The 24,326-nt window shown below is 70.7% G+C and carries 28 protein-coding genes; 13 read left to right on the top strand and 15 right to left on the bottom strand.

Annotation, left to right across the window (positions count from 1 at the left end; genetic code table 11):
- Positions 1-23: 23 nt before the first annotated feature.
- Positions 24-473 carry a winged helix-turn-helix transcriptional regulator gene (locus AC1IQ6_RS17050; RefSeq protein WP_111825444.1) on the top strand — a complete coding sequence of 150 codons (450 nt, stop codon included), beginning with the start codon at positions 24-26 and terminating at the stop codon, positions 471-473.
- Here the strand turns inward: AC1IQ6_RS17050 and AC1IQ6_RS17055 are convergent.
- The 10 genes from AC1IQ6_RS17055 to AC1IQ6_RS17100 form a co-directional block, all read right to left on the bottom strand.
- A complete protein-coding gene (locus AC1IQ6_RS17055) occupies positions 470-1,432 on the bottom strand; it encodes a pyridoxamine 5'-phosphate oxidase family protein (RefSeq protein WP_485865001.1) in 963 nt (320 codons plus the stop codon). The two genes, AC1IQ6_RS17050 and AC1IQ6_RS17055, sit on opposite strands and share 4 nt — an antisense overlap.
- A 17-nt stretch (positions 1,433-1,449) precedes the next feature.
- Positions 1,450-2,088, bottom strand: coding sequence for a glutathione S-transferase family protein (locus AC1IQ6_RS17060; protein WP_485865002.1), 639 nt, complete (start codon positions 2,086-2,088; stop codon positions 1,450-1,452).
- 107 nt (positions 2,089-2,195) lie between these two features.
- Positions 2,196-3,083 carry a LysR family transcriptional regulator gene (locus AC1IQ6_RS17065; RefSeq protein ID WP_485866577.1) on the bottom strand — a complete coding sequence of 296 codons (888 nt, stop codon included), beginning with the start codon at positions 3,081-3,083 and terminating at the stop codon, positions 2,196-2,198.
- A 105-nt stretch (positions 3,084-3,188) separates the two neighbouring features.
- Positions 3,189-3,551, bottom strand: a complete 363-nt coding sequence (locus AC1IQ6_RS17070) for a hypothetical protein (RefSeq protein WP_485865003.1) — start codon at positions 3,549-3,551, stop codon at positions 3,189-3,191.
- Complete coding sequence (locus AC1IQ6_RS17075) at positions 3,548-4,006, bottom strand: hypothetical protein (RefSeq protein ID WP_102771561.1); 459 nt, start codon at positions 4,004-4,006, stop codon at positions 3,548-3,550. Before AC1IQ6_RS17075 ends, AC1IQ6_RS17070 begins: the two co-directional genes overlap by 4 nt.
- Positions 4,007-4,014: 8 nt before the next feature.
- Positions 4,015-5,001, bottom strand: coding sequence for a Bug family tripartite tricarboxylate transporter substrate binding protein (locus tag AC1IQ6_RS17080; protein ID WP_485865004.1), 987 nt, complete (start codon positions 4,999-5,001; stop codon positions 4,015-4,017).
- Positions 5,002-5,055: 54 nt separating this feature from the next.
- On the bottom strand, positions 5,056-6,111 hold the full coding sequence (locus AC1IQ6_RS17085) for a beta-keto acid cleavage family enzyme (protein ID WP_102771563.1): 1,056 nt from the start codon (positions 6,109-6,111) through the stop codon (positions 5,056-5,058).
- A 110-nt stretch (positions 6,112-6,221) separates the two neighbouring features.
- Entirely contained in the window at positions 6,222-7,190 is a 969-nt protein-coding gene (locus tag AC1IQ6_RS17090) for a tripartite tricarboxylate transporter substrate binding protein (protein ID WP_102771564.1), read from the bottom strand.
- A gap of 89 nt (positions 7,191-7,279) precedes the next feature.
- The gene (locus AC1IQ6_RS17095; protein WP_485865005.1) at positions 7,280-8,329 is read right to left on the bottom strand and encodes an AraC family transcriptional regulator; all 1,050 of its coding nucleotides are present in this window, start codon (positions 8,327-8,329) and stop codon (positions 7,280-7,282) included.
- Positions 8,326-9,216 carry a LysR substrate-binding domain-containing protein gene (locus tag AC1IQ6_RS17100; RefSeq protein ID WP_485865006.1) on the bottom strand — a complete coding sequence of 297 codons (891 nt, stop codon included), beginning with the start codon at positions 9,214-9,216 and terminating at the stop codon, positions 8,326-8,328. Before AC1IQ6_RS17100 ends, AC1IQ6_RS17095 begins: the two co-directional genes overlap by 4 nt.
- A 125-nt stretch (positions 9,217-9,341) precedes the next feature.
- Here AC1IQ6_RS17100 and AC1IQ6_RS17105 point away from each other — a divergent pair, with 125 nt between their 5' ends.
- Entirely contained in the window at positions 9,342-9,998 is a 657-nt protein-coding gene (locus tag AC1IQ6_RS17105; RefSeq protein ID WP_209164842.1) for a flavodoxin family protein, read from the top strand.
- Here AC1IQ6_RS17105 and AC1IQ6_RS17110 read toward each other — a convergent pair.
- From AC1IQ6_RS17110 to AC1IQ6_RS17130, 5 genes are all read right to left on the bottom strand, one after another.
- Positions 9,995-10,897, bottom strand: coding sequence for a DMT family transporter (locus AC1IQ6_RS17110; RefSeq protein WP_102771568.1), 903 nt, complete (start codon positions 10,895-10,897; stop codon positions 9,995-9,997). The two genes, AC1IQ6_RS17105 and AC1IQ6_RS17110, sit on opposite strands and share 4 nt — an antisense overlap.
- A 131-nt stretch (positions 10,898-11,028) precedes the next feature.
- Entirely contained in the window at positions 11,029-12,279 is a 1,251-nt protein-coding gene (locus tag AC1IQ6_RS17115; protein ID WP_485865007.1) for a D-amino acid dehydrogenase, read from the bottom strand.
- Between the two features lie 116 nt (positions 12,280-12,395).
- Positions 12,396-12,833: an Rrf2 family transcriptional regulator gene (locus AC1IQ6_RS17120; RefSeq protein ID WP_102771570.1), complete on the bottom strand. Its 438-nt coding sequence runs from the start codon at positions 12,831-12,833 to the stop codon at positions 12,396-12,398.
- Positions 12,834-12,889: 56 nt separating this feature from the next.
- Entirely contained in the window at positions 12,890-14,107 is a 1,218-nt protein-coding gene (gene hmpA, locus AC1IQ6_RS17125) for an NO-inducible flavohemoprotein (protein ID WP_102771571.1), read from the bottom strand.
- An 89-nt stretch (positions 14,108-14,196) separates the two neighbouring features.
- The gene (locus tag AC1IQ6_RS17130) at positions 14,197-14,865 is read right to left on the bottom strand and encodes a 4'-phosphopantetheinyl transferase family protein (protein ID WP_485865008.1); all 669 of its coding nucleotides are present in this window, start codon (positions 14,863-14,865) and stop codon (positions 14,197-14,199) included.
- A gap of 110 nt (positions 14,866-14,975) precedes the next feature.
- Between AC1IQ6_RS17130 and AC1IQ6_RS17135 the strand changes: the two genes are divergently transcribed.
- The 11 genes from AC1IQ6_RS17135 to AC1IQ6_RS17185 are packed head-to-tail and all read left to right on the top strand — an operon-like array spanning position 14,976 to position 24,323.
- Positions 14,976-15,704, top strand: coding sequence for a beta-ketoacyl synthase chain length factor (locus AC1IQ6_RS17135; protein ID WP_111825455.1), 729 nt, complete (start codon positions 14,976-14,978; stop codon positions 15,702-15,704).
- Positions 15,680-16,561, top strand: a complete 882-nt coding sequence (locus AC1IQ6_RS17140) for a lysophospholipid acyltransferase family protein (RefSeq protein ID WP_485865009.1) — start codon at positions 15,680-15,682, stop codon at positions 16,559-16,561. Before AC1IQ6_RS17135 ends, AC1IQ6_RS17140 begins: the two co-directional genes overlap by 25 nt.
- Positions 16,542-16,802 carry a phosphopantetheine-binding protein gene (locus AC1IQ6_RS17145; RefSeq protein ID WP_102771574.1) on the top strand — a complete coding sequence of 87 codons (261 nt, stop codon included), beginning with the start codon at positions 16,542-16,544 and terminating at the stop codon, positions 16,800-16,802. The genes AC1IQ6_RS17140 and AC1IQ6_RS17145 overlap by 20 nt, the downstream gene beginning before the upstream one ends.
- A 17-nt stretch (positions 16,803-16,819) precedes the next feature.
- Positions 16,820-17,074, top strand: a complete 255-nt coding sequence (locus tag AC1IQ6_RS17150; RefSeq protein ID WP_102771575.1) for an acyl carrier protein — start codon at positions 16,820-16,822, stop codon at positions 17,072-17,074.
- An 8-nt stretch (positions 17,075-17,082) separates the two neighbouring features.
- Positions 17,083-17,619 carry a COG4648 family protein gene (locus AC1IQ6_RS17155; RefSeq protein ID WP_308810265.1) on the top strand — a complete coding sequence of 179 codons (537 nt, stop codon included), beginning with the start codon at positions 17,083-17,085 and terminating at the stop codon, positions 17,617-17,619.
- 3 nt (positions 17,620-17,622) lie between these two features.
- Positions 17,623-19,302: an ApeI family dehydratase gene (locus tag AC1IQ6_RS17160; protein WP_485865010.1), complete on the top strand. Its 1,680-nt coding sequence runs from the start codon at positions 17,623-17,625 to the stop codon at positions 19,300-19,302.
- Positions 19,299-20,051, top strand: coding sequence for a glycosyltransferase family 2 protein (locus AC1IQ6_RS17165; protein ID WP_102771578.1), 753 nt, complete (start codon positions 19,299-19,301; stop codon positions 20,049-20,051). The genes AC1IQ6_RS17160 and AC1IQ6_RS17165 overlap by 4 nt, the downstream gene beginning before the upstream one ends.
- On the top strand, positions 20,048-20,971 hold the full coding sequence (locus AC1IQ6_RS17170) for a lysophospholipid acyltransferase family protein (RefSeq protein WP_485865011.1): 924 nt from the start codon (positions 20,048-20,050) through the stop codon (positions 20,969-20,971). The genes AC1IQ6_RS17165 and AC1IQ6_RS17170 overlap by 4 nt, the downstream gene beginning before the upstream one ends.
- Positions 20,964-21,407 carry an acyl-CoA thioesterase gene (locus AC1IQ6_RS17175; protein ID WP_102771580.1) on the top strand — a complete coding sequence of 148 codons (444 nt, stop codon included), beginning with the start codon at positions 20,964-20,966 and terminating at the stop codon, positions 21,405-21,407. The genes AC1IQ6_RS17170 and AC1IQ6_RS17175 overlap by 8 nt, the downstream gene beginning before the upstream one ends.
- Positions 21,404-22,012 carry an outer membrane lipoprotein carrier protein LolA gene (locus AC1IQ6_RS17180; RefSeq protein WP_485865012.1) on the top strand — a complete coding sequence of 203 codons (609 nt, stop codon included), beginning with the start codon at positions 21,404-21,406 and terminating at the stop codon, positions 22,010-22,012. Before AC1IQ6_RS17175 ends, AC1IQ6_RS17180 begins: the two co-directional genes overlap by 4 nt.
- Entirely contained in the window at positions 21,996-24,323 is a 2,328-nt protein-coding gene (locus AC1IQ6_RS17185; protein ID WP_485865013.1) for an MMPL family transporter, read from the top strand. The genes AC1IQ6_RS17180 and AC1IQ6_RS17185 overlap by 17 nt, the downstream gene beginning before the upstream one ends.
- Positions 24,324-24,326 lie beyond the last annotated feature (3 nt).

Here is a 24,326-nt window from a genome sequence, read left to right on the forward strand (position 1 = left end):
TTTTTCCTGCGCGAGGAATCGGCATGGTCAAACGCACGAGTTTCGAAGGCGCCGCCTGCCCGGTGGCGCGCTCCCTGGACGCCATCGGCGACTGGTGGTCGCTATTGATCGTGCGCGACGCCTTCGACGGGCTGCGCCGCTTCGGCGAATTCCAGAAAAGCCTGGGCGTGGCCAAGAACATCCTCAGCGACCGCCTGCGCACGCTGACCGCGCACGGCATCCTGGCCGCGGCCCCCGCCTCCGACGGCAGCGCCTACCAGGAATACGTGCTCACGGAAAAGGGCCGTGCGCTGTTCCCGGTGATCGTCGGCCTGCGCCAATGGGGCGAAGACCACTATTACGGCCCCGCCGAGCCCCACTCGCTGCTGATCGACCGCAAGCGCGGCCAGCCCGTGCGCCGGCTGGAAGTGCGCGCGCAGGACGGCCGCCCGGTCGGCCCGGAAGACACCGTGGTGCAGAAGACGGACCCCTAGGATCCGGCCCACTGCCCGGTCGCCAGAGAGGCCGGCGAATAGGCCTCGAAACGCCAGCGCAGCGCCAGCGCGCCCGGACGGAACGCCACGCGGCGCGCGTGCACCCGCCACAGCCGTTCGGCGCCCTCGAACCGCGCGATCTCGGGGCTGTCCAGGATCACTTCCGCACGCCCGGCCAGCTGCAGCACGTCGCCGCGCTCGAAGTCGATGAACAGCAGCCCGGCGCGCGGGTTCAGCACCATGTTGCCCAAGGTGTTGAAGTAGCGGTTGCCCGAGAAATCCGGAATGGTCAGCACATTGCCCTCCACCCGCACGAAGCCCGGCTTGCCGCCGCGGTGCGACACGTCCACGGCGCGCTCGCCGGCGTCGGCGTAGCTGGCCACGAACAGGGTGTCGGACCGCGCGATCAGCGCGCGGGCGGCGGCGTCCAGCCCGTCGCGCTCGCGCGGCGCGCCGGCGAAACGCAGCGCCGGCGAACGCGAGAAATGGAAATCGCGGGCCTGTATGTACTTGGGACAGTTGCCGAAGGACTGCGCCACCGCGATCTCGAAACGCTTGCCGTCCCAGGCCGAAATGCGGCCGTTGACCCGGTTGCGCCGGCGCGTGTGCAGCTCGATGCCCAGCACGCCCACCGGCCGGTCCGGTCCCAGGCCGGCCAGCAGCGGATCGTCGGCGTCGGGCGTGGCGCAGACGCGCAGCACGCGCGGATCGGGCGAAACCGCGAAGCCGGGCGGCCCCTCCAGCACGCCGGCCCAGGGATCGCCCTGCCCGTCCACCGCGCCGGCCACCAGGAACGGCAGCTGCGCGAAGAATTCGCGATGCTGGTCCGGCATGTAGTCGCGGATGACCTTGGGCCCGGTCTGCTGCATGCGTTCGGCCACGCCGGCGTGGCGTTGCAGCAGGGTTTCGCCGGCATGCCAGGGCGACGGCGTTGCGGCAGGCGTCGAAGCGATGGACATGATTGCGCTCCCTGCCATCACGCGGCCAGCAGGCCCACCGGCGAGCAAGCCATGGGCACGAAGCGCGGCAGGCCTTCGATGCGGCGCAGCCAGGCCCGCAGCGCCGCATAGCCGTCCAGCGACACATTGCCCTCGGGCGCATGCGCCACATAGGCATAGCAGGCGACGTCCGCGATCGAGGGCGTCGCGCCGGCCAGAAAGTCGCGGCCGGCCAGCTCGCGGTCCATGACCGCCAGCAAGGCATGGGCGCGCGCCAGCGTGCTGTCCACGTCGTAGGGCGCACCGAACAGCGTCACCAGGCGCGCTGCGGCGGGACCGGCGGCCAGCGGCCCGGAAGCCACCGACAGCCAGCGCTGCACCGCGGCCGCGCCGGCGGCGTCCTCGGGCAGCCAGGCCTGGCCGCCGTAGCGCCTGGCCAGGTAGACCAGGATCGCGGTGGAGTCCGCCACCACCACGCCGCCGTCATCGATCACCGGCACCTGGCCGAACGGATTGAGCGCCAGGAACGCGGGGCGCTTGTGTTCGCCGCCGCGCAGGTCCACGTCGACCGTCCGGTGCGGCACATCGAGCAGGGACAGCATGAGCGCCACGCGATGGGCATGGCCGGACAGCGGAAAGCTGTAGAACGTCAGGATGGAAGGCTGGGCGGTCTGCATGAGGTTTCTTCAATGGGGCTGGAGACAGGCCCATCTTGGCCCCGCGCCGGCCGCGGGGGAACGGCCGGCCGCGGCAAGACACTCTTGCAGGCGGTGAAAGAATGCGGCTAGGCCGGCAGCGCGGCCAGGTCGCGGCGCAGGGCCTCGACGCAGAAATCGACGAAGCTGCGCACCTTGGCCGAACTCTTGCGGCCTTCCGGATACACCACGTGCACCGGCAAGGGCGGCAGTTCGAAGTCGCGCAGCACCACTTCCAGTTCGCCGCTGGCCAGGTGACGTGCGACCTGGTAGGACACCACCTGCGTCAGGCCCCAGCCCTCGCGGGCCGCCAGCACCGCGGCCTGGAACGAGGTGACCGTCAGCTGCGAATCGACCCGCACGCGCCTGGGCTGGCCGTCCTGCAGGAAGCGCCATTGCGGCCCGCGCCCTTCCATCGCCGCGGTGATGGTGCAATAGCGCTGCAGCTCGTCCGGATCGCGCGGCGCGCCATGTTCGCGCAGGAACGCGGGCGCGGCGCACACCACGCGGCGCACCTGCCCCACCTGCACGGCGGTCAGCGACGAATCGGGCAAGGCGCCGATGCGCACCGCCACGTCCACGCCTTCGTCGAGCAGATTGACCACGCGGTCCACCAGCAGCGTGCGCACCGAGACTGCGCGGTGCACACGCAGATAGCCCAGCACCGCCGGCATCACGTGCAGCTCGCCGAACAGGGCCGGCGCGGTGATGCTGAGCGCGCCGCGCGGGGCGGCCATGGCGCCGGCCGCGGCGTCATCGGCCTGCTCGACTTCTTCGAGGATGCGGCGGCAGTCGGCGGCATAGCGCTGGCCAGCCTCGGTCAGGCGCAGGCTGCGCGTGGTGCGCACCAGCAGCAAGGCGCCCAGCCGCCGCTCCAGCGCCGCCACGCTGCGCGTGACGCTGGGCGCCGACATCTCCAGGCGCCGGGCGGCGGCGGCGAAACTCTGCGCCTCGGCCACCGCCAGGAATACGGTCATTTCATGGAATCGGTTCACGGTGCGCCGCCAGGGTCGCGGCGAGGCCGCCGCGCAATGTCGGACGATATTAGAAGCGGCTCCCGGACCCGTCAATCCGGCGCCGGATCACAGCGCGCGCGCCCGCGTTCCTATCGCGTCGAGCAGTTTCAGCGCCCTGGCCGCGGCGCCGGCGCCGCCTTCCATGTCGCCGCGCACGTGCAAGGGGCGCAGCTCCTCGATCGCTTCGAGCTGCGCGATCAGCAGCGGTTCGGCCAGCCGGTACTTGCGCAGCACGCTCACCATGCACATGGACGCGTGCACCATGTCTTCGGACTCGTCGCTGACGCCAGTCCTGTGCAGCGTGTAATTGACCCAGTGCGTGGCCGCCAGCATCGCCGCCTCGATGCGGATCTCCCAATCCGCGTCGGTGAGCTTGGCGAGCGAGCGCTCGATCCGCCGCGCCTTGGCGCGATGATGGTCAGGAATCATCTGCGCGCCTCCGGAAGGACCAGCGCGTCATAGACTGCGATGGCTTCCGACAGCGCACCGTCGCAGGCATCGACTATGGCCTGCGTCGGAACGCGGTCGCCCCGCAGGCAGGGATCGCGATAGGTTTCCAGTTCGTGCAGCGCGGCTTCCAGGCGCTGCACGGGCTCGGGCATTTCCCCTGGAATCGCCGGCCAGCCGACATGGCTGACGTCGCCCGGGCCGCGCAGTTCGCGCCGCCAGCCGCCGTCGGGCTGCGGCACCACGTGCACGCCTGGAATGGTCGAGAAAACACGGTCCTCGCTGGTCAGCCCCACCGCGTGCAGCGCGGCGTTCCAGATATTGGTTCCGGCCGTCAGGCCGGTCCAGTACCACAGCTCGAAATCCTCCAGGGGGTCGAGCCTGGCGCGCAGCCGCAGCAGGCGGCCGATCTTTTCGGCATGGGAAGCGATCTTCATGGCCTGTCTCAATCCGCCTGGATGTTGCCGTCGACCACGACCTTGCGCCAGGCCGCCAGGTCGTCCTTTATCGTCTGCACGAACGCCTCGCGGCTGACGGCCTGCGCCGGCGGCACGTTGGCCTGCAGCAGCGCCTGCCTGAACGCCGGCTGCACCTGTTCGCGGTTGATGACGGCGTGCAGGCGCTCCACGATTTCCGGCGGCGTGCCCTTGGGCGCGAAAATGCCTTGCCAGCCCGCGGCGGTGAAGGGATAGCCCTGCTCGGACAACACCGGCACCTCGGGCAGCCGGGGGCTGCGCACCGTGCCGGTCAGGGCGATGGGCCGCAGCTTGCCCTGCTCGATGAAGCCCAGCGGCGCCACGACGTCGACCCAGCCTATCGGCAGCTCGCCCGACACGATGTTGGTGAGCAAGGAAGGCGAAGTCTTGTACGGAACGTGATTGATGCGCAGGCCGGCCCGCTGCTTGAGCCACTCCATCGTCAGGTGGCCGTTCGAGCCCACGCCCCAGCTTCCGTACGAAGGGTACTTGTCGGGATCGCTGCGCAGCAGCGCCACCAGTTCGGGCAGCGTCCTGGCCGGCACCGACGGATGCACCACCAGCAGCACCCCGCCCACGGAGGACAGCGCCACCGGCTCCAGGTCGCGCAAGGTCCGGATCGATATGGCGGGATTCAGGGCCTCGGCCATCACCATGGACGAGGCCGTGCTGTGCAGGATCGTGTAGCCGTCCGGCGCCGCGTTCTTGACCGCGGCCGAACCGATCAGCCCGTTCGCGCCGGGCCGGTTCTCGACCACGAAAGGCTGGCCCAGCGCGTCCTGCAGCCGGGCGTAGAGCTGGCGCGCCAGCGTGTCCAGCACGCCGCCCGGCCCGCCGGGGACGATTACCTTGACCGGCCGCGCGGGCCATTCGCCGGCGCCCTGGGCGCGGACCAGGCCGGCCGCCAGCGCCGCCGTCGCGCCGAGTATGAGTAGCCTGCGAGTCAACGATGCCATGATTCATCCATCCCGTGGTTCAGGTTCGCGGCCGGACCGGCCGGCCGCCCGGTTTCAGTCCGGCTTGCGCAGGAAGCCCTGGTTGCCGCCGTTGCGGTTGGGCGCGAAGCCGTTGGCCCGCAGCGTCTCGTCGGCAGTCTCGTAGAACACGCCGATCTTCATGATCTCGCGCGCCTGCTGCGCGGTCGCGATGGGGCGGCCGAATTCGCCGGAGATGCGGACCAGCTGCCTGATCTGCTCGACCGAGCTCATCTTGCCCGTGCGCGTCTGGTTCCACAGCACGTCCTCGATGCCGCAGCGCACGTGCAGGCCCAGCGCGATGCCGATCATGTTGATGGGCAGCACGTTCAGCACCGAGCTCTCCACCGTGACCACCGCGCCGTCGGGCACGGCGCGCAGCATGTTGGCCAGGTTGTAGATGTTGGCCTGGTCCATGCCGCCGCTGATGGCGACCCAGTTCATCACCAGCGGACCCTTGTAGACGCCGCGGCGGATCATGCGCTCGATCGTCTCGAAGCTGTTGATGTTGTAGACCTGGAACTCGCTCTGGATGCCCGCCGCCGTCAGGCGCCGGATGTGCTCCTCGGCCCAGCTGGGATTGGAAGGCACGATCATGTCCTTGTAGGTCGAATACAGCTCCGGAAAGCCGCGCGAAACGCCCCGGAAGTCATCGACGCCGGCATGCTCGGTGACGTTCATCTGCGTGGTGTTGACGGTCACCGTGACCTGGTCGGGCCTGGGATCGAGTTCGGCCAGCATGTGGCGGGTGTCGTCGCTGAGCCACTTGGCCGCCTGCCCTTCCTCGGGCGCGAAGCTGATGGAGCCGCCGACCTGGATGATCATCTCGGGCACGGCCTCGCGCACGCCGGCGATCAGTTCGTTGAACATGGACAGGCGCTTGCTGCCCTTGCCGTTGGCTTCGCGCACGTGCAGGTGCAGCACGGTGGCGCCGGCTTCGTAGCAGTCCACCGCCTTCTGGATCTGCTCTTCCATCGTGACCGGAATGTCTTCGGGGAAGTCCGAAGGAATCCAGCCCGGCGCGTAAGGCGCGGCGGTGATGATCAGGGGCTGCTGGTTTTCGGGATACAGATGGCCGTCTAGGAAATTCATGGCTGGATGCTCCGCTGGGGTGGAAATGGAAGGGTTGCGGCGCCGGGCGTGCGCGGCCGTGCCGGCGCGCGCAGGCGCGCCCGTGTCGCGTGGGAAACGGTGCGGGCGGGTCAGTTCGCCCGGATGTCGAACTTCTTGACGATGGCGGCGTTGCGCTGGAACAGCTGCCGGTTTTCGGCCAGCAGCGCGGCCGTATCGGTGCTCACGTCGGGCTCCAGGCCCACGTCGCCGAGCTTCTGCTGCACCGTGGGCGCGCTGGCCGCCTTGCTGACGATGGCCTGGAGCCTGGCCAGCACCTCGGGCGGCAGCTTGCTGGAACCGTAGAAGCAAACCTGGCCCTGGAACTGGATTTCGGGGTAGCCCAGCTCGCTCATCGTCGGCACCTCGGGAAAATACCTGGACCGATTCTTTCCGGCGACGGCATAGGCGCGCAGCCGGCCGCTCTTGATCAGCGGCAGGGACGTCACCATGCCGTCGAACATCACGTCGACCTGCCCGCCGATCACGTCCTGCAGGGCCTGCGGCGATCCCAGGTAGGCCACGTGCTGCATGTCCAGCCCGGCCTGGCTGCTGAAGATCAGCCCGGAGTACTGCGACACCGTGCCCGTGCCGTAGCTGGCGAAAGAAGACTTGCCCTTGCGCGTCTTCAGGTGCTCGACCAGGCTCGGGAAATCCTTGGCCGGATAGTCCGCCGAACTCACCAGCGCATAGCTGGTGAACGCCACCCGGGCGATGGTGACGATATCGCCCAGCGGGTCGTAAGGCACCTTCATCACCTGCGGCGCCTCGACCAGCATGTTGTTCGGCCCGAGCGCGATGGTGTCGCCGTCGGGATCGGCCTTCAGCATGGCGCTCAGGCCTATCGAGCCGGTCGCGCCGGGACGGTTCTCGATGACCACGGGCCGGCCGGTGTCCGCGGACATCTGCTGCCCGATCACGCGGGCGGCGATGTCTATCGTGCCGCCCGGCTGTCCCGGGACGATGACCCGCAAGGGCTTGCCGCCCAGCGCCCAGGCGCTGAACGCCAGCGACCATCCGATCAAGGCCACGGCGGGCCGTGCAAATCGCTGCAGTCTCATGTCCGTCTCCTGTGCTTTCTTATGTCGGACGGATGCGCGCTGCGCAATGCCTGTCCTGTGGGCATAAGTATCTGCCGGACGCTGCGCGCTCACTTGCTTTTCTGGGACACAAGTTTGCTTTTTTGGGACATGGACCCGGCCTGCTTGCTCCACTCGGTGGCGCTGCAGCCGAACAGGCCGCGGAACCAGTGGCTGAAGCTGCTGGCGCGGGCGAAACCCAGCAGCTCCGCCACCTCGCCCAGCGGCAGGTCGCTCTCGCGCAGATGGTGCCTGGCCAGGTCCGAGCGCACCTGGTCGAGCAGCCGGCTGAAGCTCAGCCCTTCCGCGTCGAGCCGGCGGTGCAGCGTGCGGCGGTCGACGTGCAGGAAGCGCGCCACTTCCTGCGCGCTGCACGCGCCGCTGGGCAACAGCGCCAATATGACCCGGCGGCAGGTCTCCTGGGCGCTCTCGCCGCGATCGGTCAGCGCCGCTTCCAGGTATTTGCGCGCCAGGTCGGCGGCGACCTGGTCTCCCGGCTCGCGCGGGCGGGACAGGTCGCTGGCCAGGCACACCAGCCCGTTGAAGTCCTGGTTGAATTTGACGGCGCGGCGGAAATAGGCGCGATGCGCGGCGACGTCCTTGGGCGGACGATGCGTGAAACAGACGTCCAGCGGCTGCCAGCGCGGCCCGATCAGTTCGCTGAGGATGCGAAACAGCGTGCCCACGGCCAGCTCTACCGACTGGCGCATCGCCAGTCCGGGCGTGGGCAGCAGATCCTCGCGCAGCACGATCACGTTGCCCGCGTCTTCGACGCGGATGATCAGCGAGGCGTTCACCAGCCGCAGATAGCGGCACAGGGTGTCGATGGCGGCGCGCGGCGTGGGCGCTTGCCTGAGCACCAGGCTGATGGGGCCGAGCGCGGACAGCTTGCGCCTTGCGGCCAGGCGCAGCGCCAGGTCTTCCGTGCGCGTGGCGCGCGCGGTGATCTCCAGCAGTTCGCGCACGGCGTCCCGCGAAATCAGCATCTCCCGATCGTCCAGGAACTTCGCCTGCAGGCCCACCGCCTTCATGAAGGCGTAAGGGTCGCGGCCCAGCGATTGCACCAGTTCGACGTAGCCGCTGAGGCTGCCGCTGCGCATCAGCTGCGGGGCGTGTCTCATGCCTGGGCCTCGAATTCCCGGCCCAGCCACGCCAGGAACGCCTTGACCGGCGGATGCCGTTCGCGCCCCGGCGCGCACAGCGCCGTATAGGCCGCGCCCGCCACCCGCACCTGCGGACGGCAGGCCACCAGGGTGCCCGCGTCCACGCTGTCGGACACCATCACCGAGCTGGCCAGCACCAGGCCCTGCCCGGCGATGGCGGCCTGCAGCGCATAGTGTTCCTCGTCATAGGCGTGTTCGGCCGCCGGCCGGCGCCAGGCCGGCAGCCCGGCCGCCTCGCACCAGTCCCGCCAGCCCTGTTCGTACAACAGCGAGTCGCGCCAGCGCACGGTCACCAGCGCCGGCGCGCGCCTGCCCTGCCGCGCCACCAGGGCCGGCGCGCCATAGACGCCGAACCACTCCTGCAGCGTGCAGGCGGCATGCAGGCCCGGATACTGCCGGCGGCTGTAGCGCACCGCCACGTCCACGCTGGCGTCCTGCAGCAGATCCACCGGCTCGGCGCTGGCGTTCAGGCGCAGCTGATATTGCGGATGGGCCTCGTAGAAACGTCCCAGCCGCGGCACCAGCCACAAGGCCGCGAACGAATGCGTGGTCGATACCGTCAGCGCGCCCGAGGCCGGCGCCGGCCGCAAGTCGTCCAGCGTCTGGGCCACGTCCAGCAGCGCGCCGTGCACGCGCGCGAACAATCGGCCGCCGGCGTCCGTCAGGCGCACCCCGCGCGGCACGCGTTCGAACAGCGCCACGCCCACATGGCGTTCCAGCGCCTTGACCTGGTGCGAAACCGCCGTCGCGGTGACGGCAAGCTCGACCGCGGCCAGCTTGAAACTGCGCAGCCTGGCGGCGGCCTCGAAGGTGCGCAGCGCCGTGACGGGTAGCGTGGCGAACATGGATGGCGGGCCCGGGATGAATTTGATTCATCTTAGTTCAGGAATGCTCATTTGTCGCCGCCCGGCGATGAACCTAAATTCTGCCTGACGCATGGCATATCGCCTGCAAGAACGGGAAACCTCACATGAATTCACATCAAGCCGAAAAAAGCCTGCTCATCCTGGTGGGCAGCCCGCGGCGCGACGGCAACAGCGCGGCGCTGGGCGCGGCCGCGCTGCGCGGCGCCGAAACCGCGGGCGTGCGCGCCAGCCTGCTGTTCCTGGACGATTACATCCACGGCTTTCTGCCCGACCTGCGGCGCGCGCCTGCGCCCACGGACCGCTACGCGGAACTGTTCCTGGAGCATTTCCTGCCGGCCGACGGCATGCTGCTGTGCACCCCCATCTGGTGGTACGGCATGTCGGCCCAGGCCAAGGCCTTCTTCGACCGTTCGTTCGCGCACTACGCCGGGGCCGGCCCCGAGCCCGAGCGGGTCAAGGCCCGCATGGCCGGCAAGCGCCTGGGCCTGGCCGTGGCTTCCGAGGAGACCTATCCCGGCGCCGCGCTGGGCATCGTGCACCAGGTCCAGGAATACGCGCGCTACACGCACTCGGATTTCATCGGCTATGTGCACGGCGCGGGCAATCTGCGCGGCGAGATCGCCGCCGACCCGCGCCGGCCGCTGGACGCCGCGGCCGCGCTGGGCGCGGAATTCTTCGTCCGCAAATATTCCGACTACCGGATCGAGACGCCGCGCGCGCGCAATGTGTGGGACGAACCCGCGGGCGCAGGCGCGGACTAGTCCAGCGCCAGCCCGCGGGCGCGGCCGAACAGCGGCCGCTGCACGGTCTGCGCCAGCAGCACGCCGGCCAATGTCACCGCGCCGCCCAGCAGGTGGTAACCATGCAGCTGCTCGCGCAGCAGCGCGAAGGCGGCCAGCGCGGTGAACAGCGGCAGCAGGTTGATGAAGATGCTGCAACGGTTGGGGCCCAGCCGCTGCACGCCCTCGATCCACAGGAACGACAGCAGCACCGACGAGAAAATGCCCGCGTAAAGAATCAGCGGAATGGTGTCCGCGTCCAGCGCGGCCTGCGCCGCCGGCACGCGCAGGTACAGCGGCAGCATGTAGAGCAGCGCGAAGATCGACTGCACGAAGGTCGACTGCCAGGCCGGCAGCGGCACCTTCCAGTGGCGCAGCAGCACGCCGTACAGCGCGTACGACAGGGCCGCCAGCAGCATCAGGCCGTCGCCCGCGTGGATGCCTTGCTGGAACACGCTCAGCATGTCGCCCTGCCCCACCAGGTACAGCAGGCCGATGAACGAAAGCGCCCCGCCCGCGGCCATGCCCAGGGTCAGGGGGTCGCGCAGGATCAGCACGCTGAGCAGCATGCTGAGCAAGGGGATCAGCGCGGTCAGAATGGCCATGTTGGTGGCCGTGGTGGTTTCGGCGGCGCGGTACGACAGCGCCTGGAACAGCGCCGAGGACAGCGCGCCGTACAGGGCCAGCTTGGGCCAGTGGCGCAGGATGAGCTTGCGGTTGCGCCAGGCCGGGCGCGCGGTGAACAGGCCCATGAGGAACAGCGCCAGCACCAGCCGGTAGAAGGTGATGGCCGTGGGCGAGATGGCGCTGGCCGCCATCTTGGAGACGATGACGTTGCCCGCCCAGAACAGGATGGCGAACAACGGGTACAGATAGGACATGATGATTGCGCTCACAGGATTAGGATGGACGCGGCCGCGAAGCGGCGCGCGGATGCCTATCCTAGGGAGCGCGGGACAGTCCGTCTGCCGACGAAATGGCAGGGACTATCTGGAAATGGACATGGGCCGGTTCAGGGGCGAAACGGCGCGGGGTCCAGGGGCAAGGCCACGTCCGCCATCTGGGCGGTCAGCAGCGCCGCGCTGCCGCAGGCCAGCGTGAAGCCCAACGCGCCCTGGCCGACGTTGAGCCACAGATTGTCGGCCGCAGGGCTGCGCCCGATCAGGGGCTTGCCGGTGGGCGTGGCCGGGCGCAGGCCCGCCCACGGCACCGCCTGGCGCAGGTCCAGCGCCGGGAAGGCCTCGCGCACCTGGCGCTTGAGCAGCGCGATGCGCGCCGGGTCGATGTCGGCGTCGGCGCTGCCGATGTCCACCATGGCCGCGATCCGCAGCATGCCGCCCACGCGGGCGTAGACGATGCGCCGTTCGTAGTCGGTCACGCTGATGCGCGGGGCCACGGAATCATCGCCGTCGGCCAGCGGCACGCTCAGGCTGTAGCCCTTGAGCGGATACAACGGGACGTCATGGCCCAGCGGACCGAGCAGCGCGCGCGTGCCGATGCCGGTGGCCAGCACGATGGCGTCGGCGCCGATGTCGCCCTGGCGCGTATTCACCGCCACGATGCGGCGGCCTTCGCGCTGCAGTCCGGAAACCGGATTGGACATGACGCATTCCACGTTGCCCAGCGACTGCAGGCGCTCGAACAGCGCCTCGGTGAACTGGCGGCAATCGCCCGCCTCTTCGCTCGGCGTGTAAATGGCGCCGGCCAGGCTGCCGCCCATGCCGGCCAGCGCGGGTTCCAGCGCCAGGGTCTGGGCGGCGTCCAGCACCTGCTGCTCGGCCCCGTGCGCGGCCTGGTAGGCGACCAGCGCGCGCGCTTTCTCCAGCAGCTCGGGGCTGCGGTAGGCGATCAGCTTGCCGTTCTTCAGGTGGCCAAAATCCAGGTTCTCCTGCTCCAGCAGGGCATGCATCACGTCGCGGCTGAGATAGGACAGGCCGGAGAGCTGGGCGGTCGATTCGCGCGCCACCGAGGCGCGGCACGCCAGCGCGAATTGCAGGCACCAGCGCCACTGGTGCGGGTCCAGCCGCGGCCTGAACCGCAGCGGCGAATCGGCCCGCAGCAGCCAGCCCGGCACGCTGGGCAGCACGCCGGGGCCGGCCAGCGGCGCCACGTAGCTGTAGCTGAGCTGTCCGCCGTTGGCGTAGCTGGACACTTCCGCCGGACGGGGCTGGCTGTCGACCAGAACCACGTCGTGGCCCTGGCGCGCCAGAAAATACGCCGACGTGACGCCCACGACGCCGGCACCGATGACGCAAACGCGCATGCCTGAATCCAAATGACTGGGAATCGCCTATTCTCGGGCGCGCGCGGCGCCTGCGGCAAATGCCAAATGCCGCAGGGTCCATAACAAAAGGGAATGCGCAAAAGGGAATGCGCGCCTCAGGCGGCGCGGTGCAGGCGGATGATGGCGGCGGCGGTCGGATCGCGCACCAGGTCGGCCAGCGTGTAGCCGTTGAGCGCGTCGTAGAAGGCCTGCAGGGTGCGCGCCAGCACGCCGGAAAGATGGCAGACGCCGTCCAGCGCGCAAGGCGGCTCGCGGCAGTCGATCAGCGGGCCCTGCTGCTCCAGCTCGCGGATCAGGTCGCCCAGCCGGTACTCGGCGGCCGGGCGCGCCAGGCGCAGGCCGCCGCCCTTGCCGCGCGAGGTGTCGATCCATCCGCGCTGCGCCATGAAGTGCGCCACCTTGACCAGGTGATTGCGCGACAGGCTGAAGCGGTCGGCGATCTCCGGGATGGTGACGGCGGTAGGCCGGTCGCGGCATTGCGTCAGGTACATCAGCACGCGCAGGCCGAAGTCGGTGAATCGGGTCAGTTGCATGGCAAGGTCGGGAAGGTCCCCGGCGGCCGGGGAGACAGGCCGCCAGGATACACCGCTCAGGCCGGCGCGCCGCCGCTACCGAAGGCCTCGGCATGGATGCGGTCTTCGGGCACGCCCAGGCTGGTCAGGGCCTGGCGCTGCGCGCGCATGAAGCCGGCGGGGCCGCACAGATAGTAGTCGGCGCCCGGCACGATGGCGTCGTCCTGGATGGCGAGCAGGTCCACGCGGCCGGCGTGGTCGTAGTCGCGGCCGCGCTGGTCGCCGTTGCCGACTTCCTCGTAGAACACGGCCTTGCGCACGTTGGGGCGCTCGGCGGCGATGCTGTTGACGTGCTCTTTCATGGCGTGCACCGAGCCGTTGCGGCAGCCGTGCACGAAGCGGATCTGGCGGTCGTCGTTCAGGCCCACCAGGTGGTTCAGGATGGACACCATGGGCGTCAGGCCCACGCCGCCGCTCAGCAGCACCACGGGCGCGTTGCCTTCGGGACGCAGATGGAAATCGCCCTGCGGCGGCGCCACGTCCAGCACGTCGCCCTCCTGCAGGCGGTCGTGCAGGGCGTTGGAGACGCGGCCGGCCGGCGCCTGCGCGCTGCCGGTTTCGCGCTTGACCGAGATGCGCAGGCGGTCCTGGCCGGGCGCGTCGGACAGGCTGTACTGGCGCGGCTGCATCAGGCCCAGTTCGGGCACGTACAGGCGCACCGAAACGTATTGGCCGGGCTGGTACGGGGGCACCTTGCCGCCGTCGGCAGGCGCCAGGTAGAACGAGGTGATCTCGGCGCTTTCGCGCTGCTTGCCGACCACGCGGAACCCGCGCCAGCCGGTCCAGCCGCCGGGCTTGGCGGCCGATTCGCCGTACAGCCGCGCCTCTTCGGCGATCAGCAGATCGGCCAGCTGGCCGTAGGCGGCGGCCCAGGCGTCCACCAGTTCGTCGGTGGCCGCCTCGCCCAGCACTTCGCGGATCGAGGCCAGCAGGTGCTTGCCCACGATGGGGTAGTGCTCGGGGCGGATGCCCAGGCTCACGTGCTTGTGCACGATGCGCGTCACCACCGGCATCAGCACCGAAGGATCGTCGATGTGTTCGGCATACGCCGCGACCGCGCCGGCCAGCGCCTGCTGCTGTTGACCGCCTTCCTGGTGGCCCTGGTTGAAGACCTGCTTGAGCTCAGGGTTGTGCTGGAACATGCGGGCATAAAAATGCCGGGTCAGCGCAACGCCATGCGTCTTCAGGACGGGGGCGGTGCTCTTGACCAGGGCGCGGATTTCGGGACTCAACATCTACTGCTCCTTGTGGTGCGATCGGGTTCGCCGTTAAACATATATTCATAATACATCTTTAACAATCTAATGGTAAACCCGCATCCGCTTCAGCCCGCCGACACCTCCCACTCGCCCAAAATCGCAACCGGCGGCAACACACAATTGGTTGCAGCGCGCCACGCGGGGTGCACCGGCGTCCCGGCCGCGGCGCGCCAGACCGCCGACGCCACCCACTCCCCGCCCAGACGGTAAGCCGCCGCCCGCCACGCTCCCGGCGGCGCCCGCAGCCGCCATCCGGCCCAGTCCGCGTCCGGATCGCCCGCCAGGCCGACCGCGGCCATGTCCGCCGGAAAATCCAGCCGCGCCGCCTTCACGAAGGCTTCCTTGAGCGTCCATAGCAGGTAGAAGCGTTCCAGCCGCGCCGCGCCGTCCAGCCGCGCCAGCGCGGCCTGTTCCTGCGGCGCGCAGACCCATCGCGCCAGGCGCGGCACGTCGCGGGGACGTATCCGCTCCAGGTCGGCGCCCAGCGGCAGCCCCGCCGGCCCCGAGGCACACAGCGCATGGCCGGCGCTATGGCTGAGCGAGGTCGTTGCGCCTTCGGCCAGCGCCGTGCGCACGTCCTGCAGCAGGGCGCGGCTGGCGCGCCAGTCGGCCTGCGCCCGGGGCCCGCGCACGGTGCGCGCGCGCGCCGCGTCGCCGGCCGAGAGCCGGTCCTCCGAATAGGCTTGCGCCGCGTGGCCGTCGGCCCACCAGAGCAGGATTTCAGGGGTATCCAAGTTAAAAGGTAACCTGCATTAAAAGGGTCGGAAGAGCGCGCAACAAGATGCGCCCCAGGTAACTTTTTTCATCAAAATCAGCCAAAAGCACCGTAGTAGAATCGCGCGCTATGTTGACGTTTTCGATCGCGCAATGGCGAGGTTGGGCGCCTGGCATCGATAGCCCCGAAGGCTGGCTGGATTGGGCGCGACACCCGTTCTGCCCCGTCGGAAATCAGGATGCGGCCCGGCTGGACTTCTTGCCCGCCCTGCAGCGCCGCCGCCTGAGCGCACTGGCCCGCGGGGTGTTCGACTGCGCGTGGCCGATGGCCCAGGCCCGACCCGGCATGCCGCTGGTCTACGCCTCGCGCCACGGCGAGACCAGCCGCAACTTCGGGCTGCTGCAGGCGCTGGCCGCCGGCGAACCGCTCTCGCCCACGGCGTTCGGCCTGTCGGTGCACAACGCCATCGCCGCCCAGTGGTCGATCATACGCCGCGAAACCGCCGAATCGGTGGCCCTGTCGGTGGAGGACGACGGCCTGGAGCACGCCATCGTCGAAGCCGCCATGCTGTTCGGCCAGGGCCACGACGACGTGCTGGTGGTGCTGGCCGAAGAATCGCCGCCGGCGCCCTATTCGCCCTGGGTGCAGGACGTGCCGTATTCCTACGCCGTCGCCCTGCACCTGCGCCCCGGCGCCGACTGGACGCTGGCCATGGCGCCGCGCCCGGCCGAGCCGGCCTGTACGCCGCCGCAGCTGTGGCCCAATCCCCTGAACCTGCTGCGCCAACTGTGCCTGGGCGGCGCTGCCTGGCGGCACGCGAACCGCGCGCGCCAGTGGACCTGGACGCGGGCGGCATGACGACCTCGGCGCCGCGGCAGGACTGGTGGCTCTGGCGGCTCGTCGCCACGGGCATGGCGTTCACGCTGTTCGGCGTGGGCGGCGTGCTGCTGCGCGTGCTGGTATTCCCGGCGCAGCGCCTGCTGCCGGGCGGGCTGTGCGAGCGCCAGCGCCGGGCGCGCCGGACCCTGAGCTGGACGTTCCGCATCTTCATCCGCTTCATGGTGCGCACCGGCATCCTGACCATCGATTTCCGCGGCGCCGAGCGCCTGGGGCAGCCGGGGCAGATGATCCTGGCCAATCATCCCTCGCTGCTGGACGTGGTGTTCCTGGTCGGCCACGTCGACAACGCCAACTGCATCGTCAAGCACGGCCTGGCGTCCAACCCGTTCACGCGCGGGCCGATCGCCGGCTGCGGCTACATCACCAACGACGAGAGCTTCGACATGTTCGACCGCGCCGCCGAGGTGCTGCGCAACGGCGAGACGCTGATCGTCTTTCCCGAAGGCACCCGCACGCCGCGCGATTCGTCGCCGCGCTTTCATCGCGGCGCCTGCGCCATCGCGCTGCGCGGCGCGCGCGTGGTGACGCCCGTGGTGATCAGCATGAATCCGCGCAGCCTGACCAAGGGCGAGCCCTGGTACCGGATTCCGCCCAGCCGGATGCGCTATGTCATCCACGTCGGCGAGGACGTCGATCCCGCCGCCTGGCTGGCCGCGCATCCGCTGCCCATCGCCGGACGCCGGATGAACGATTACCTGCATGCCTATTTCGAAGCCGAGCTGGCGCGCGCCGCGCCCGCCCGCGCTGCGCCGAACCAACCATCGCCCATCGCGGCGAACCCGGAGTCCAAGCTGGATGAATCAACTGGAACTTGAACTGAAAACCTTCGTCATCGAATCCCTGGGGCTGGAGGACATCACGCCCGAGGATATCGACAGCGACGCCCAGCTGTTCGGCGACGGCCTGGGGCTGGACTCCGTGGACGCGCTGGAGCTGGGCCTGGCCCTGCAGAAGCGCTACGGCATCACCATCGATCCCGAAACCCGGAACATGCGCGAACATTTCACCAGCATCGCCACGCTGGCAGCCTTCGTGAACGCCCAGCGCCACGACTAATGCAGACGGAGTCCACGATGCAAACCCGCGAAGAAATCTTCGATACGCTGCGCAGCGTGCTGATCGAACTGTTCGAGATCGAACCGGAACGCATCACGCCCGCGGCGAACCTGTACACCGACCTGGAAATCGACAGCATCGACGCCATCGATCTGATCGACCAGGTGCGCCGCCAGACCGGCCGCAAGCTCGACGCCAACGACTTCCGTGCGGTGCGCACCATCGAGGACGTGGTCGAAGCCATGTGGCAGAAGCAGGACCCGGCCGCATGAGACGGGGCGTGGCAGCCGCGCTGACCGTGGCCGGCATCGCGTATCCCTTCGCCGTCTATGCGGCGCTGGGACGCGTGAGCACGGCCTGGATCGCGCTGCCGCTGGCGCTGCTGTGGCTGGCGCGCGGCCTGACCGCGGGCGCGGCGCAGCCCGGCTCGCGCGCGCTGCCGGCCGTCGCGGTCGTGTTCTGCCTGGTCCTGGCCGCCACGGATTCGCAAGCCGGCCTGCGCTGGTATCCGGTCATGGTCAACGCCATGATGCTGGCGGTCTTCGGCGCCAGCCTGAAATTCGGCCCGCCGGTGATCGAACGCCTGGCGCGCCTGCGCCATCCCGACCTGCCGCCGGCCGGCGTGCGCTACACGCGCAAGGTCACGCTGGTGTGGTGCGCCTTCTTCGTCCTGAACGGCGCCACCGCCGCGGCCCTGGCCGCCTGGGCGCCGTGGGACTGGTGGCTGGCCTATAACGGCGCCATCAGCTACGGGCTGATGGGGCTGCTGCTGGCCGGCGAGTGGCTGCTGCGTCCGGCCGCGGCCAAAGCGGCCTGAGCCATGTCCTGGACGCCGCTGACGCAACTCCTGCAGCCGGGCGCGCCCGCGCTGGCGGTCGCCGACGAGCCGCTGCTCACGCGCGCCGATTTCGCGCAGGCCTGCCTGTCGGCGGCCGGCGCGCTGCAGGCGCTGCGGCTGCGCCGCGTGGCGCTGTGGTTCGAAGACGCGGCCATGCTGGCGGTCGCGCTGCTGGCCTGCTGGCGGGCCGGCGCGACGGCCGTGCTGCCGGGCGACGTCCAGCCGCATACCTGCGCGGCGCTGGATTGCACCGTGGACGGCTGGCTCGTCGACGCGCCCGTGCCGCTGCCGGCGCCGCGGCAATGGCGGCTGGCGGACCTGCGGGGCGCGCCGCTGGCGCCCGCCGAACTCGATCCCGCGCTGGGCCTGGTGCTGTGCACCTCCGGCTCCAGCGGCCAGTCCAAGCACATCGCCAAGACCTGGCGGCAACTGATGGACGAGGTCGACGCGCTGGAACGGCAATGGCCCGGCATGCGCGCGCCCGTGCTGGGCAGCGTATCGGCCCAGCATATGTACGGCCTGCCCTTCCGGGTGCTGTGGCCGCTGTGCGCGGGCCGGCTGCTGGACAGGTTCCAGCGCATCTATCCCGAAGACCTGCAGCGCGCCAGCCTGCGCCACCCCGAGTTCGCCTGGATCGCCAGCCCGGCGCTGCTGCGCCGCCTGGGCCAGCGGCTGGACTGGGCGGCGTTGCGCGGGCGGCTGCTGCGCATCGATTCCGCCGGCGGCGAACTGCCGGCCGACGCGTCCGACCACATCGCGCGCAACCTCGGGCTGCGGCCCATCGAGATCTACGGCAGCACCGAAACCGGCGCCGTGGCCTGGCGCGAAGGCGCGCAGGACTGGCGGCCGCTGCCCGGCGTGGCCGTGAGCCGCAACGCCGAGGGCGCGCTGCGCGTGCAGTCGCCCTGGGTCGGCGCGGCCGAGGAACAGACCGCCGACGCCGTCGAACTGAGCGGACGCGGATTCCGGCTGCTCGGCCGCCTGGACCGCATCGTCAAGATCGAAGAAAAGCGCATCTCGCTGCCCATGCTGGAGCAGGCGCTGGCGCAGCACCGCTATGTCGCGCAGGCGCGCCTGGGCACGCTGGCCGGCGCGCCGCGGCTGGTCGCGCTGGTCGCGCTGTCAGCCCGGGGCCTGCACGCCCTGCGCAACGGCGGGCGCAAGGCGCTCCTGGCCGAGCTGCGCGGGCACCTGGCCGCCGGCTTCGAATCGCTGGCCATCCCGCGCGCCTGGCGCCTGATGACGCAACTGCCCTGCAACGCGCAGGGCAAGCTGCTGCCGCAGGATTTCGAGGCCGCGGCCGGTCCGCGCCCGCTGGCGCCGCAGGCCGTGGCGCTGCCCGCCGGGGCCGACGGCGAACGCCGCTACGCCATGGAGATCCCCTGCGACCTGATCCATTTCAGCGGCCACTTCCCGGCCGTGCCGGTGGTGCCGGGCGTGGCGCAGATCGGCTGGGCCATGTCGCTGGCTCGGCGCGACCTGCGGCCCGGCCTGCGCTTTGGCGGCATGGAGGTCCTGAAGTTCCAGCGCCTGCTCCGGCCCGGCGACCCGGCGACGCTGACGCTGAAATGGGACGCCGCCAAACGCAAGCTGCATTTCGCCTATACGGTGGACGGCCAGCCCTGCTCGTCGGGCCGCATCCTGGAGGACGGCGCGCCATGAGCGGCTATCGCCTGTGCGCGCTCATCCCCGTGTACAACCACGGCGCCACCGTCGGCGCCGTGCAGGCGCAACTGGCCGCGCAAGGCCTGCCCTGCGTGCTGGTGGACGACGGCTCCGAGCCCGGCTGCGCCGCGGTGCTGGACGCGCTGGCCGCGCGGCCCGGCACGCATCTGCTGCGGCGCCCGGCCAACGGCGGCAAGGGCGCGGCGGTGCAGGACGGGCTGCGGGCGGCGGCGGCGCTGGGCTACACCCATGCGCTGCAGGTCGACGCCGACGGGCAGCATGCCCTGGCGGACGCCGCTGCGTTCGCGCGCGCCTCGCGCGAGCATCCGCAAGCCCTGGTCTGCGGCCGGCCGGTATATGGCGACGACGTGCCGCGCAGCCGCCTGTACGGCCGCTGGCTGACCCGCGTCTGGGTCTGGATCAATACGCTGTCGGCCGACATTCCCGACGCCATGTGCGGATTCCGCGTCTATCCCCTGTCGCTGGCGCTGCCGGTGATCGACGGCGCGCGGGTCGGCCAGCGCATGGATTTCGACATCGCGGTGCTGGTCCGGCTGCACTGGCGCGGCGCACCCATGATCTGGCTGCCGACGCGCGTGGCCTACCCGCGAGACGGCGTCTCGCATTTCAAGGGCGTGCGCGACAACGCGCTGATCAGCCGCATGCACGCGCGCCTGTTCTTCGGCATGCTGGTGCGCGCGCCGGCGCTGCTGTGGCGCCGGCTGGCGCGAGGAGCGCGGACATGAGCGCGGCCGACGGACACTGGGCCGAGCAGCCCGAACGCGGCAGCCTGGCGCTCATGCGCCTGACGGTCTGGGCCGCGCGCAGGCTGGGCCGGCGCGCCATCGCGCCGGTGGTCTGGCTGGTGGTGCTGTATTTCTACGTCTCCGGCGCCCGCGCGCGCCGCGCCATCGCCGCCTACCAGCGCAGGCTGACGCAGGCGGGCGGCCTGGCTGCGCCGCTGCCGCGCACGCTGCCGGTCTACCGCCAGTACCTCGCCTTCGCGCACGCCATCCTGGACAAGTTCGACGCCTGGCGCGGCCGCATCACGCCGGCCAGCCTGGACATCGCCGATCCCGACCGCCTGCACGCGCAGATGGGCCGGGGCCGCGGCCAGATCCTGGTCGGCTCGCACCTGGGCAATATCGAAATCTGCCGCGCGCTGGCGCAACAGGCGGGCACGCTCAAGCTCAACGTGCTGGTCCACGACAAGCACGCGGCGCGCTTCAACCGCCTGCTCGGCGAGGCCGGCGGCGGCCTGCGCATGATCCAGGTCAGCGAGCTGGACGCCGGCGTCATGCTGGACCTGGCCGAACGGCTGGAGCGCGGCGAGTGGCTGGCCATCGCCGGCGACCGGGTGCCGCTGCGGGGCGACCGGACCACGCCGGTGCAGTTCCTGGGCGACACCGCCCTGCTGCCCCAGGGCCCCTGGCTGCTGGCCGGCCTGCTGGGCTGCCCGGTCAACCTGCTGTTCTGCACGCGCCACGGCGCGCGCTACCGCGTGAGCCTGGAGCGCCTGCGCGAGCGCGTGCAATGGACGCGGGCCACGCGCCAGGCGCGCATCGCGGAACTGGCCCAGGGCTACGCCGACCGCCTGGCCGCGCACTGCCGCCAGGCGCCGCTGCAATGGTTCAACTTCTACCCTTTCTGGAAAGACGATGCGTAAAAGAGGCGTGATCAGCGCTGAAGTCGAAATCCGGGTGCCATTCTTCGACGTCGACTCGATCCACGTGGTCTGGCACGGCCACTATGTGAAGTACCTGGAACAGGCGCGCTGCGAGCTGCTCGACGCGCTGGGCTATAACTACTGCGCCATGCGGGCCAGCGGCTATGCCTGGCCCGTGATCGACCTGCACCTGCGCTATGCGCAGCCGGCGCAGTTCGGCCAGCGCCTGGTCGTGCGGGCCGAACTGGTGGAATGGGAGCATCGCTTGAAGATCCATTACCTGATCCTGGACGCGCAGACCGGCCAGCGCCTGACCCGGGCCAGCACCGAGCAGGTCGCGGTCCGCATCGAGACCGGCGAAATGCAGCTGGCCTCGCCGGCCGCGCTGACCGAGGCCGTGCGGCGCCGCCTGCAAGCCATGGAAGCGCCGGCATGAAGCGGCGCGTGCTGCTGCGCGCCGCGCTGATGGCGCTGGCCCTGCCGTCCTGGAGCGCGCAGGCCTTCGAACTGGCCGACCTGCAGGCGCAGCTGCGCGCCGCGCCCGTGGTGCGCGGCCACTTCGTGCAGCAGAAATTCCTGCGCTCGCTGCCGCAGCCGCTCACCAGCCGCGGCGACTTCACGCTGGCCGCCGGCAAGGGGCTGCTGTGGCTGCTGCGCACCCCCGTGGCCCAGGACCTGCGCATCGACGCGCGCGGCATCTCGCGCCGCGGCGACGACGGCAAATGGCAGGCCCTGCCGCAGCGCGCAGGCGCCAGCCACGAAAACCAGCTGTTCCTGTCCGTGCTGGCGGGCGACACCAGCGGCCTGCGCGAGAACTTCGATCTTGCGCTCAGCGGCACGGCCCAGGCCTGGCGGCTCGTGCTCACGCCCAGGTCGGCGCTGCTGCGCCAGATCTTCGACGGCATCCGGATCGACGGCGCGGCGCTGGTCCAGCGCATCGAACTGCGCGAGACGCAGGGCGACCGCACTGTGCTGCAGATGCAGGACGCGGCCGCCGCCCAGGCCCTCACCGCCGAGGAGCAACGTGCGTTTGCCGATTGAACGCTGGCTGCCCCGGCTGTTCAAGCTGGGGCTGCTGCTGGTCCTCTGCCTGGGCGCCTGGCTGTGCCGCAACGGCTGGCCGGTGTCGGCCGACCTGATGGAGCTGGTGCCGCGCGCCGGCAGCGACGCCACGCGCCAGCTTGCCGAGGCCCGCATCCAGGAGCCGCTGTCGCGCCAGCTGATCGCGCTGGTGTCGGCCGGCGCCGACCCCGCCGCGCCCGCGCGCCGGCTGGCGCAGCGCTGGACCGACAGTGGCCTGTTTTCGCGCGTGCAGGTGGAGCTGGACGTGGACCTGGCGGCGCTGCGCCGGCAGCTTCTGGCCGGCCGGCTGGCCATGCCGCCGGCGGCCGACCGGCGCCAGCTGCAGACCGATCCCGCCGCCTACGCCGCGCGCCGCGCGCGCGAACTGTCGGATCCGTTTTCATCCTCGGGGCTGGTGCCGGCGGACCAGGACTGGCTCGGCCTGACCCGCCGCGCCGAGGAAGCCCTGCATCCGGGCGGCGCGGTGCAGTACGACATACGCAGCGGCACCCTGCAGGCCGAGCATGCGGGCAAGCGCTGGATCCTGGTGCGCGCCGAAACCCGCGACGACGCCTTCGACTCGGCCACGCCCCAGCGCATCGCGGCGCAGCTGGAGCAGGACCGCACGGTGCTGGACGCCGAAGGCGCCGAACTGCTGGTGGCCGGCGGCCCGCTGTACGCGGCCGCCGGCCGCGCGCAGGCCGTGGCCGAAAGCAGCTGGATCGGCGCCGGCGCCACGCTGGGCATCGTCGCGGTGCTGCTGCTGGCGCTGCGCCGCGCGCGCGCCCTGCTGGCCTTCGCGCCGGTGGCCGTGGGCCTGGTGACCGGCGCGGTGGCCTGCGTGGCGGTGTTCGGCTCCATTCATCTGCTCACCCTGGTCATCGGCGCCAGCCTGATCGGGGTGGCGGTGGATTTTCCGCTGCACTGGCTGGGCAAGAGCTACGGCATGGCCGACTGGCGCAGCTGGCCCGCGCTGCGGCGCGTGCTGCCGGGGCTGACCATCAGCCTGGCCGCCACCCTGGTGGGATATGTGGCGCTGGCGTTCACGCCGTTTCCGGCGCTCACGCAGACGGCGGTGTTTTCGGCGGCCGGCCTGCTGGGCGCCTACGCCTGCACGGTGTGCCAGCTGCCGGCCTGGATGGAGGGCTGGCGTCCGCGTCCCTGGCAGCCGCTGCTGCGCCTGTCGACGGCGGCGCTGGATGCGCGTGAACGCCTGCACGCCCGCCGCGGCGCGTTCTGGATAGGCGCGCTCGCGCTGGCCGCGGGCGCCGCCGGCGGCATCGCCCGGCTCGGCGTCCAGGACGACCTGCGGCAGTGGCTGAGCCTGCCCGCGCCGCTGCTGCAGCAGGCGCGCCAGATCGGCGAGATCACCGGCTTCGTGCCGACCAGCCAGTTCTTCCTGCTGCGCGCGCCCGACGCCGACGAGCTGCTGCGCCGGCAGGCGCGCGTGGCGCGGGCGCTGGACGCCCTGGTCGAACGCGGCGACCTCGCCGCCTACAACGCCTTGAGCCAGCTGGTCGCGCCCGTGGCCGAACAGCAGGCGCTGGGCCGCAGCCTGGCCGCGGCGGCCGCGCAGCCCGAACGCTGGGCCCCGCTTACGGCCCTGGGCATTCCCTATGAAGCCTTGCAGGAGGAACTGCGGTCGCTCGCCGCCCTGCCGCCCGTCACCATCGCCGCGGCGCTGCAAGGCCAGCAGGCCGAACGCTGGCGCGGCCTGTGGCTGGGCGAGCGCGATGGGCAGGTCGCGGGCATGGTGACCCTGCTGGGCCTGCGCGACGCCGCCGCGCTCGCCGGCATCGCCGAAACCGTGCCGGGCGCGACGCTGGTGGACCGCAGCGGCGAACTGAACCGCATGTTCGCCGACACCCGCATCGAGGCCGCCGAACTCAAGCTGCTGTCCTACGCCGTGGCCACCGCCCTGCTGCTGCTGACGCTGGGGCGCGCGGCCGCCTGGCGTATCCTGACCGTGCCGGTCGCCGCCACGGCATGCAGCCTGGCCGCGCTGGGCTACCTGGGCCAGCCGCTCACGCTGTTCAGCCTGTTCGGGCTGCTGCTGGTGTCGGCCATCGGGGTGGATTACGCGATCTTCATGTACGAGCGCATCGCGGGCGCGCCCGCCAGCCTCGTCGGCATCGCGCTGAGCGCGTCCACCACCCTGCTGTCCTTCGGGCTGCTGGCCTTCAGCCGCACCCCGGCGCTGGCCAACTTCGGGCTGGCGGTGGCGCTGGGCGTGGCCTTCTCGCTGCTGTGGGCGCCCTGGGTCCGGCCGGCCGCGCCGCAAACTGAATAGGAG

Source organism: Achromobacter sp. MUI-25009338 (assembly GCF_057359325.1).

Bases quoted from the DNA above. Each gene is read 5' to 3' on its own strand.
- AC1IQ6_RS17050 (WP_111825444.1), top strand. From the start codon at position 24: ATGGTCAAACGCACGAGTTTCGAAGGCGCCGCCTGCCCGGTGGCGCGC.
- AC1IQ6_RS17055 (WP_485865001.1), bottom strand. From the start codon at position 1,432: ATGTCCATCGCTTCGACGCCTGCCGCAACGCCGTCGCCCTGGCATGCC.
- AC1IQ6_RS17060 (WP_485865002.1), bottom strand. From the start codon at position 2,088: ATGCAGACCGCCCAGCCTTCCATCCTGACGTTCTACAGCTTTCCGCTG.
- AC1IQ6_RS17065 (WP_485866577.1), bottom strand. From the start codon at position 3,083: ATGACCGTATTCCTGGCGGTGGCCGAGGCGCAGAGTTTCGCCGCCGCC.
- AC1IQ6_RS17070 (WP_485865003.1), bottom strand. From the start codon at position 3,551: ATGATTCCTGACCATCATCGCGCCAAGGCGCGGCGGATCGAGCGCTCG.
- AC1IQ6_RS17075 (WP_102771561.1), bottom strand. From the start codon at position 4,006: ATGAAGATCGCTTCCCATGCCGAAAAGATCGGCCGCCTGCTGCGGCTG.
- AC1IQ6_RS17080 (WP_485865004.1), bottom strand. From the start codon at position 5,001: ATGGCATCGTTGACTCGCAGGCTACTCATACTCGGCGCGACGGCGGCG.
- AC1IQ6_RS17085 (WP_102771563.1), bottom strand. From the start codon at position 6,111: ATGAATTTCCTAGACGGCCATCTGTATCCCGAAAACCAGCAGCCCCTG.
- AC1IQ6_RS17090 (WP_102771564.1), bottom strand. From the start codon at position 7,190: ATGAGACTGCAGCGATTTGCACGGCCCGCCGTGGCCTTGATCGGATGG.
- AC1IQ6_RS17095 (WP_485865005.1), bottom strand. From the start codon at position 8,329: ATGAGACACGCCCCGCAGCTGATGCGCAGCGGCAGCCTCAGCGGCTAC.
- AC1IQ6_RS17100 (WP_485865006.1), bottom strand. From the start codon at position 9,216: ATGTTCGCCACGCTACCCGTCACGGCGCTGCGCACCTTCGAGGCCGCC.
- AC1IQ6_RS17105 (WP_209164842.1), top strand. From the start codon at position 9,342: ATGAATTCACATCAAGCCGAAAAAAGCCTGCTCATCCTGGTGGGCAGC.
- AC1IQ6_RS17110 (WP_102771568.1), bottom strand. From the start codon at position 10,897: ATGTCCTATCTGTACCCGTTGTTCGCCATCCTGTTCTGGGCGGGCAAC.
- AC1IQ6_RS17115 (WP_485865007.1), bottom strand. From the start codon at position 12,279: ATGCGCGTTTGCGTCATCGGTGCCGGCGTCGTGGGCGTCACGTCGGCG.
- AC1IQ6_RS17120 (WP_102771570.1), bottom strand. From the start codon at position 12,833: ATGCAACTGACCCGATTCACCGACTTCGGCCTGCGCGTGCTGATGTAC.
- hmpA (WP_102771571.1), bottom strand. From the start codon at position 14,107: ATGTTGAGTCCCGAAATCCGCGCCCTGGTCAAGAGCACCGCCCCCGTC.
- AC1IQ6_RS17135 (WP_111825455.1), top strand. From the start codon at position 14,976: ATGTTGACGTTTTCGATCGCGCAATGGCGAGGTTGGGCGCCTGGCATC.
- AC1IQ6_RS17145 (WP_102771574.1), top strand. From the start codon at position 16,542: ATGAATCAACTGGAACTTGAACTGAAAACCTTCGTCATCGAATCCCTG.
- AC1IQ6_RS17150 (WP_102771575.1), top strand. From the start codon at position 16,820: ATGCAAACCCGCGAAGAAATCTTCGATACGCTGCGCAGCGTGCTGATC.
- AC1IQ6_RS17160 (WP_485865010.1), top strand. From the start codon at position 17,623: ATGTCCTGGACGCCGCTGACGCAACTCCTGCAGCCGGGCGCGCCCGCG.
- AC1IQ6_RS17165 (WP_102771578.1), top strand. From the start codon at position 19,299: ATGAGCGGCTATCGCCTGTGCGCGCTCATCCCCGTGTACAACCACGGC.
- AC1IQ6_RS17170 (WP_485865011.1), top strand. From the start codon at position 20,048: ATGAGCGCGGCCGACGGACACTGGGCCGAGCAGCCCGAACGCGGCAGC.
- AC1IQ6_RS17175 (WP_102771580.1), top strand. From the start codon at position 20,964: ATGCGTAAAAGAGGCGTGATCAGCGCTGAAGTCGAAATCCGGGTGCCA.
- AC1IQ6_RS17180 (WP_485865012.1), top strand. From the start codon at position 21,404: ATGAAGCGGCGCGTGCTGCTGCGCGCCGCGCTGATGGCGCTGGCCCTG.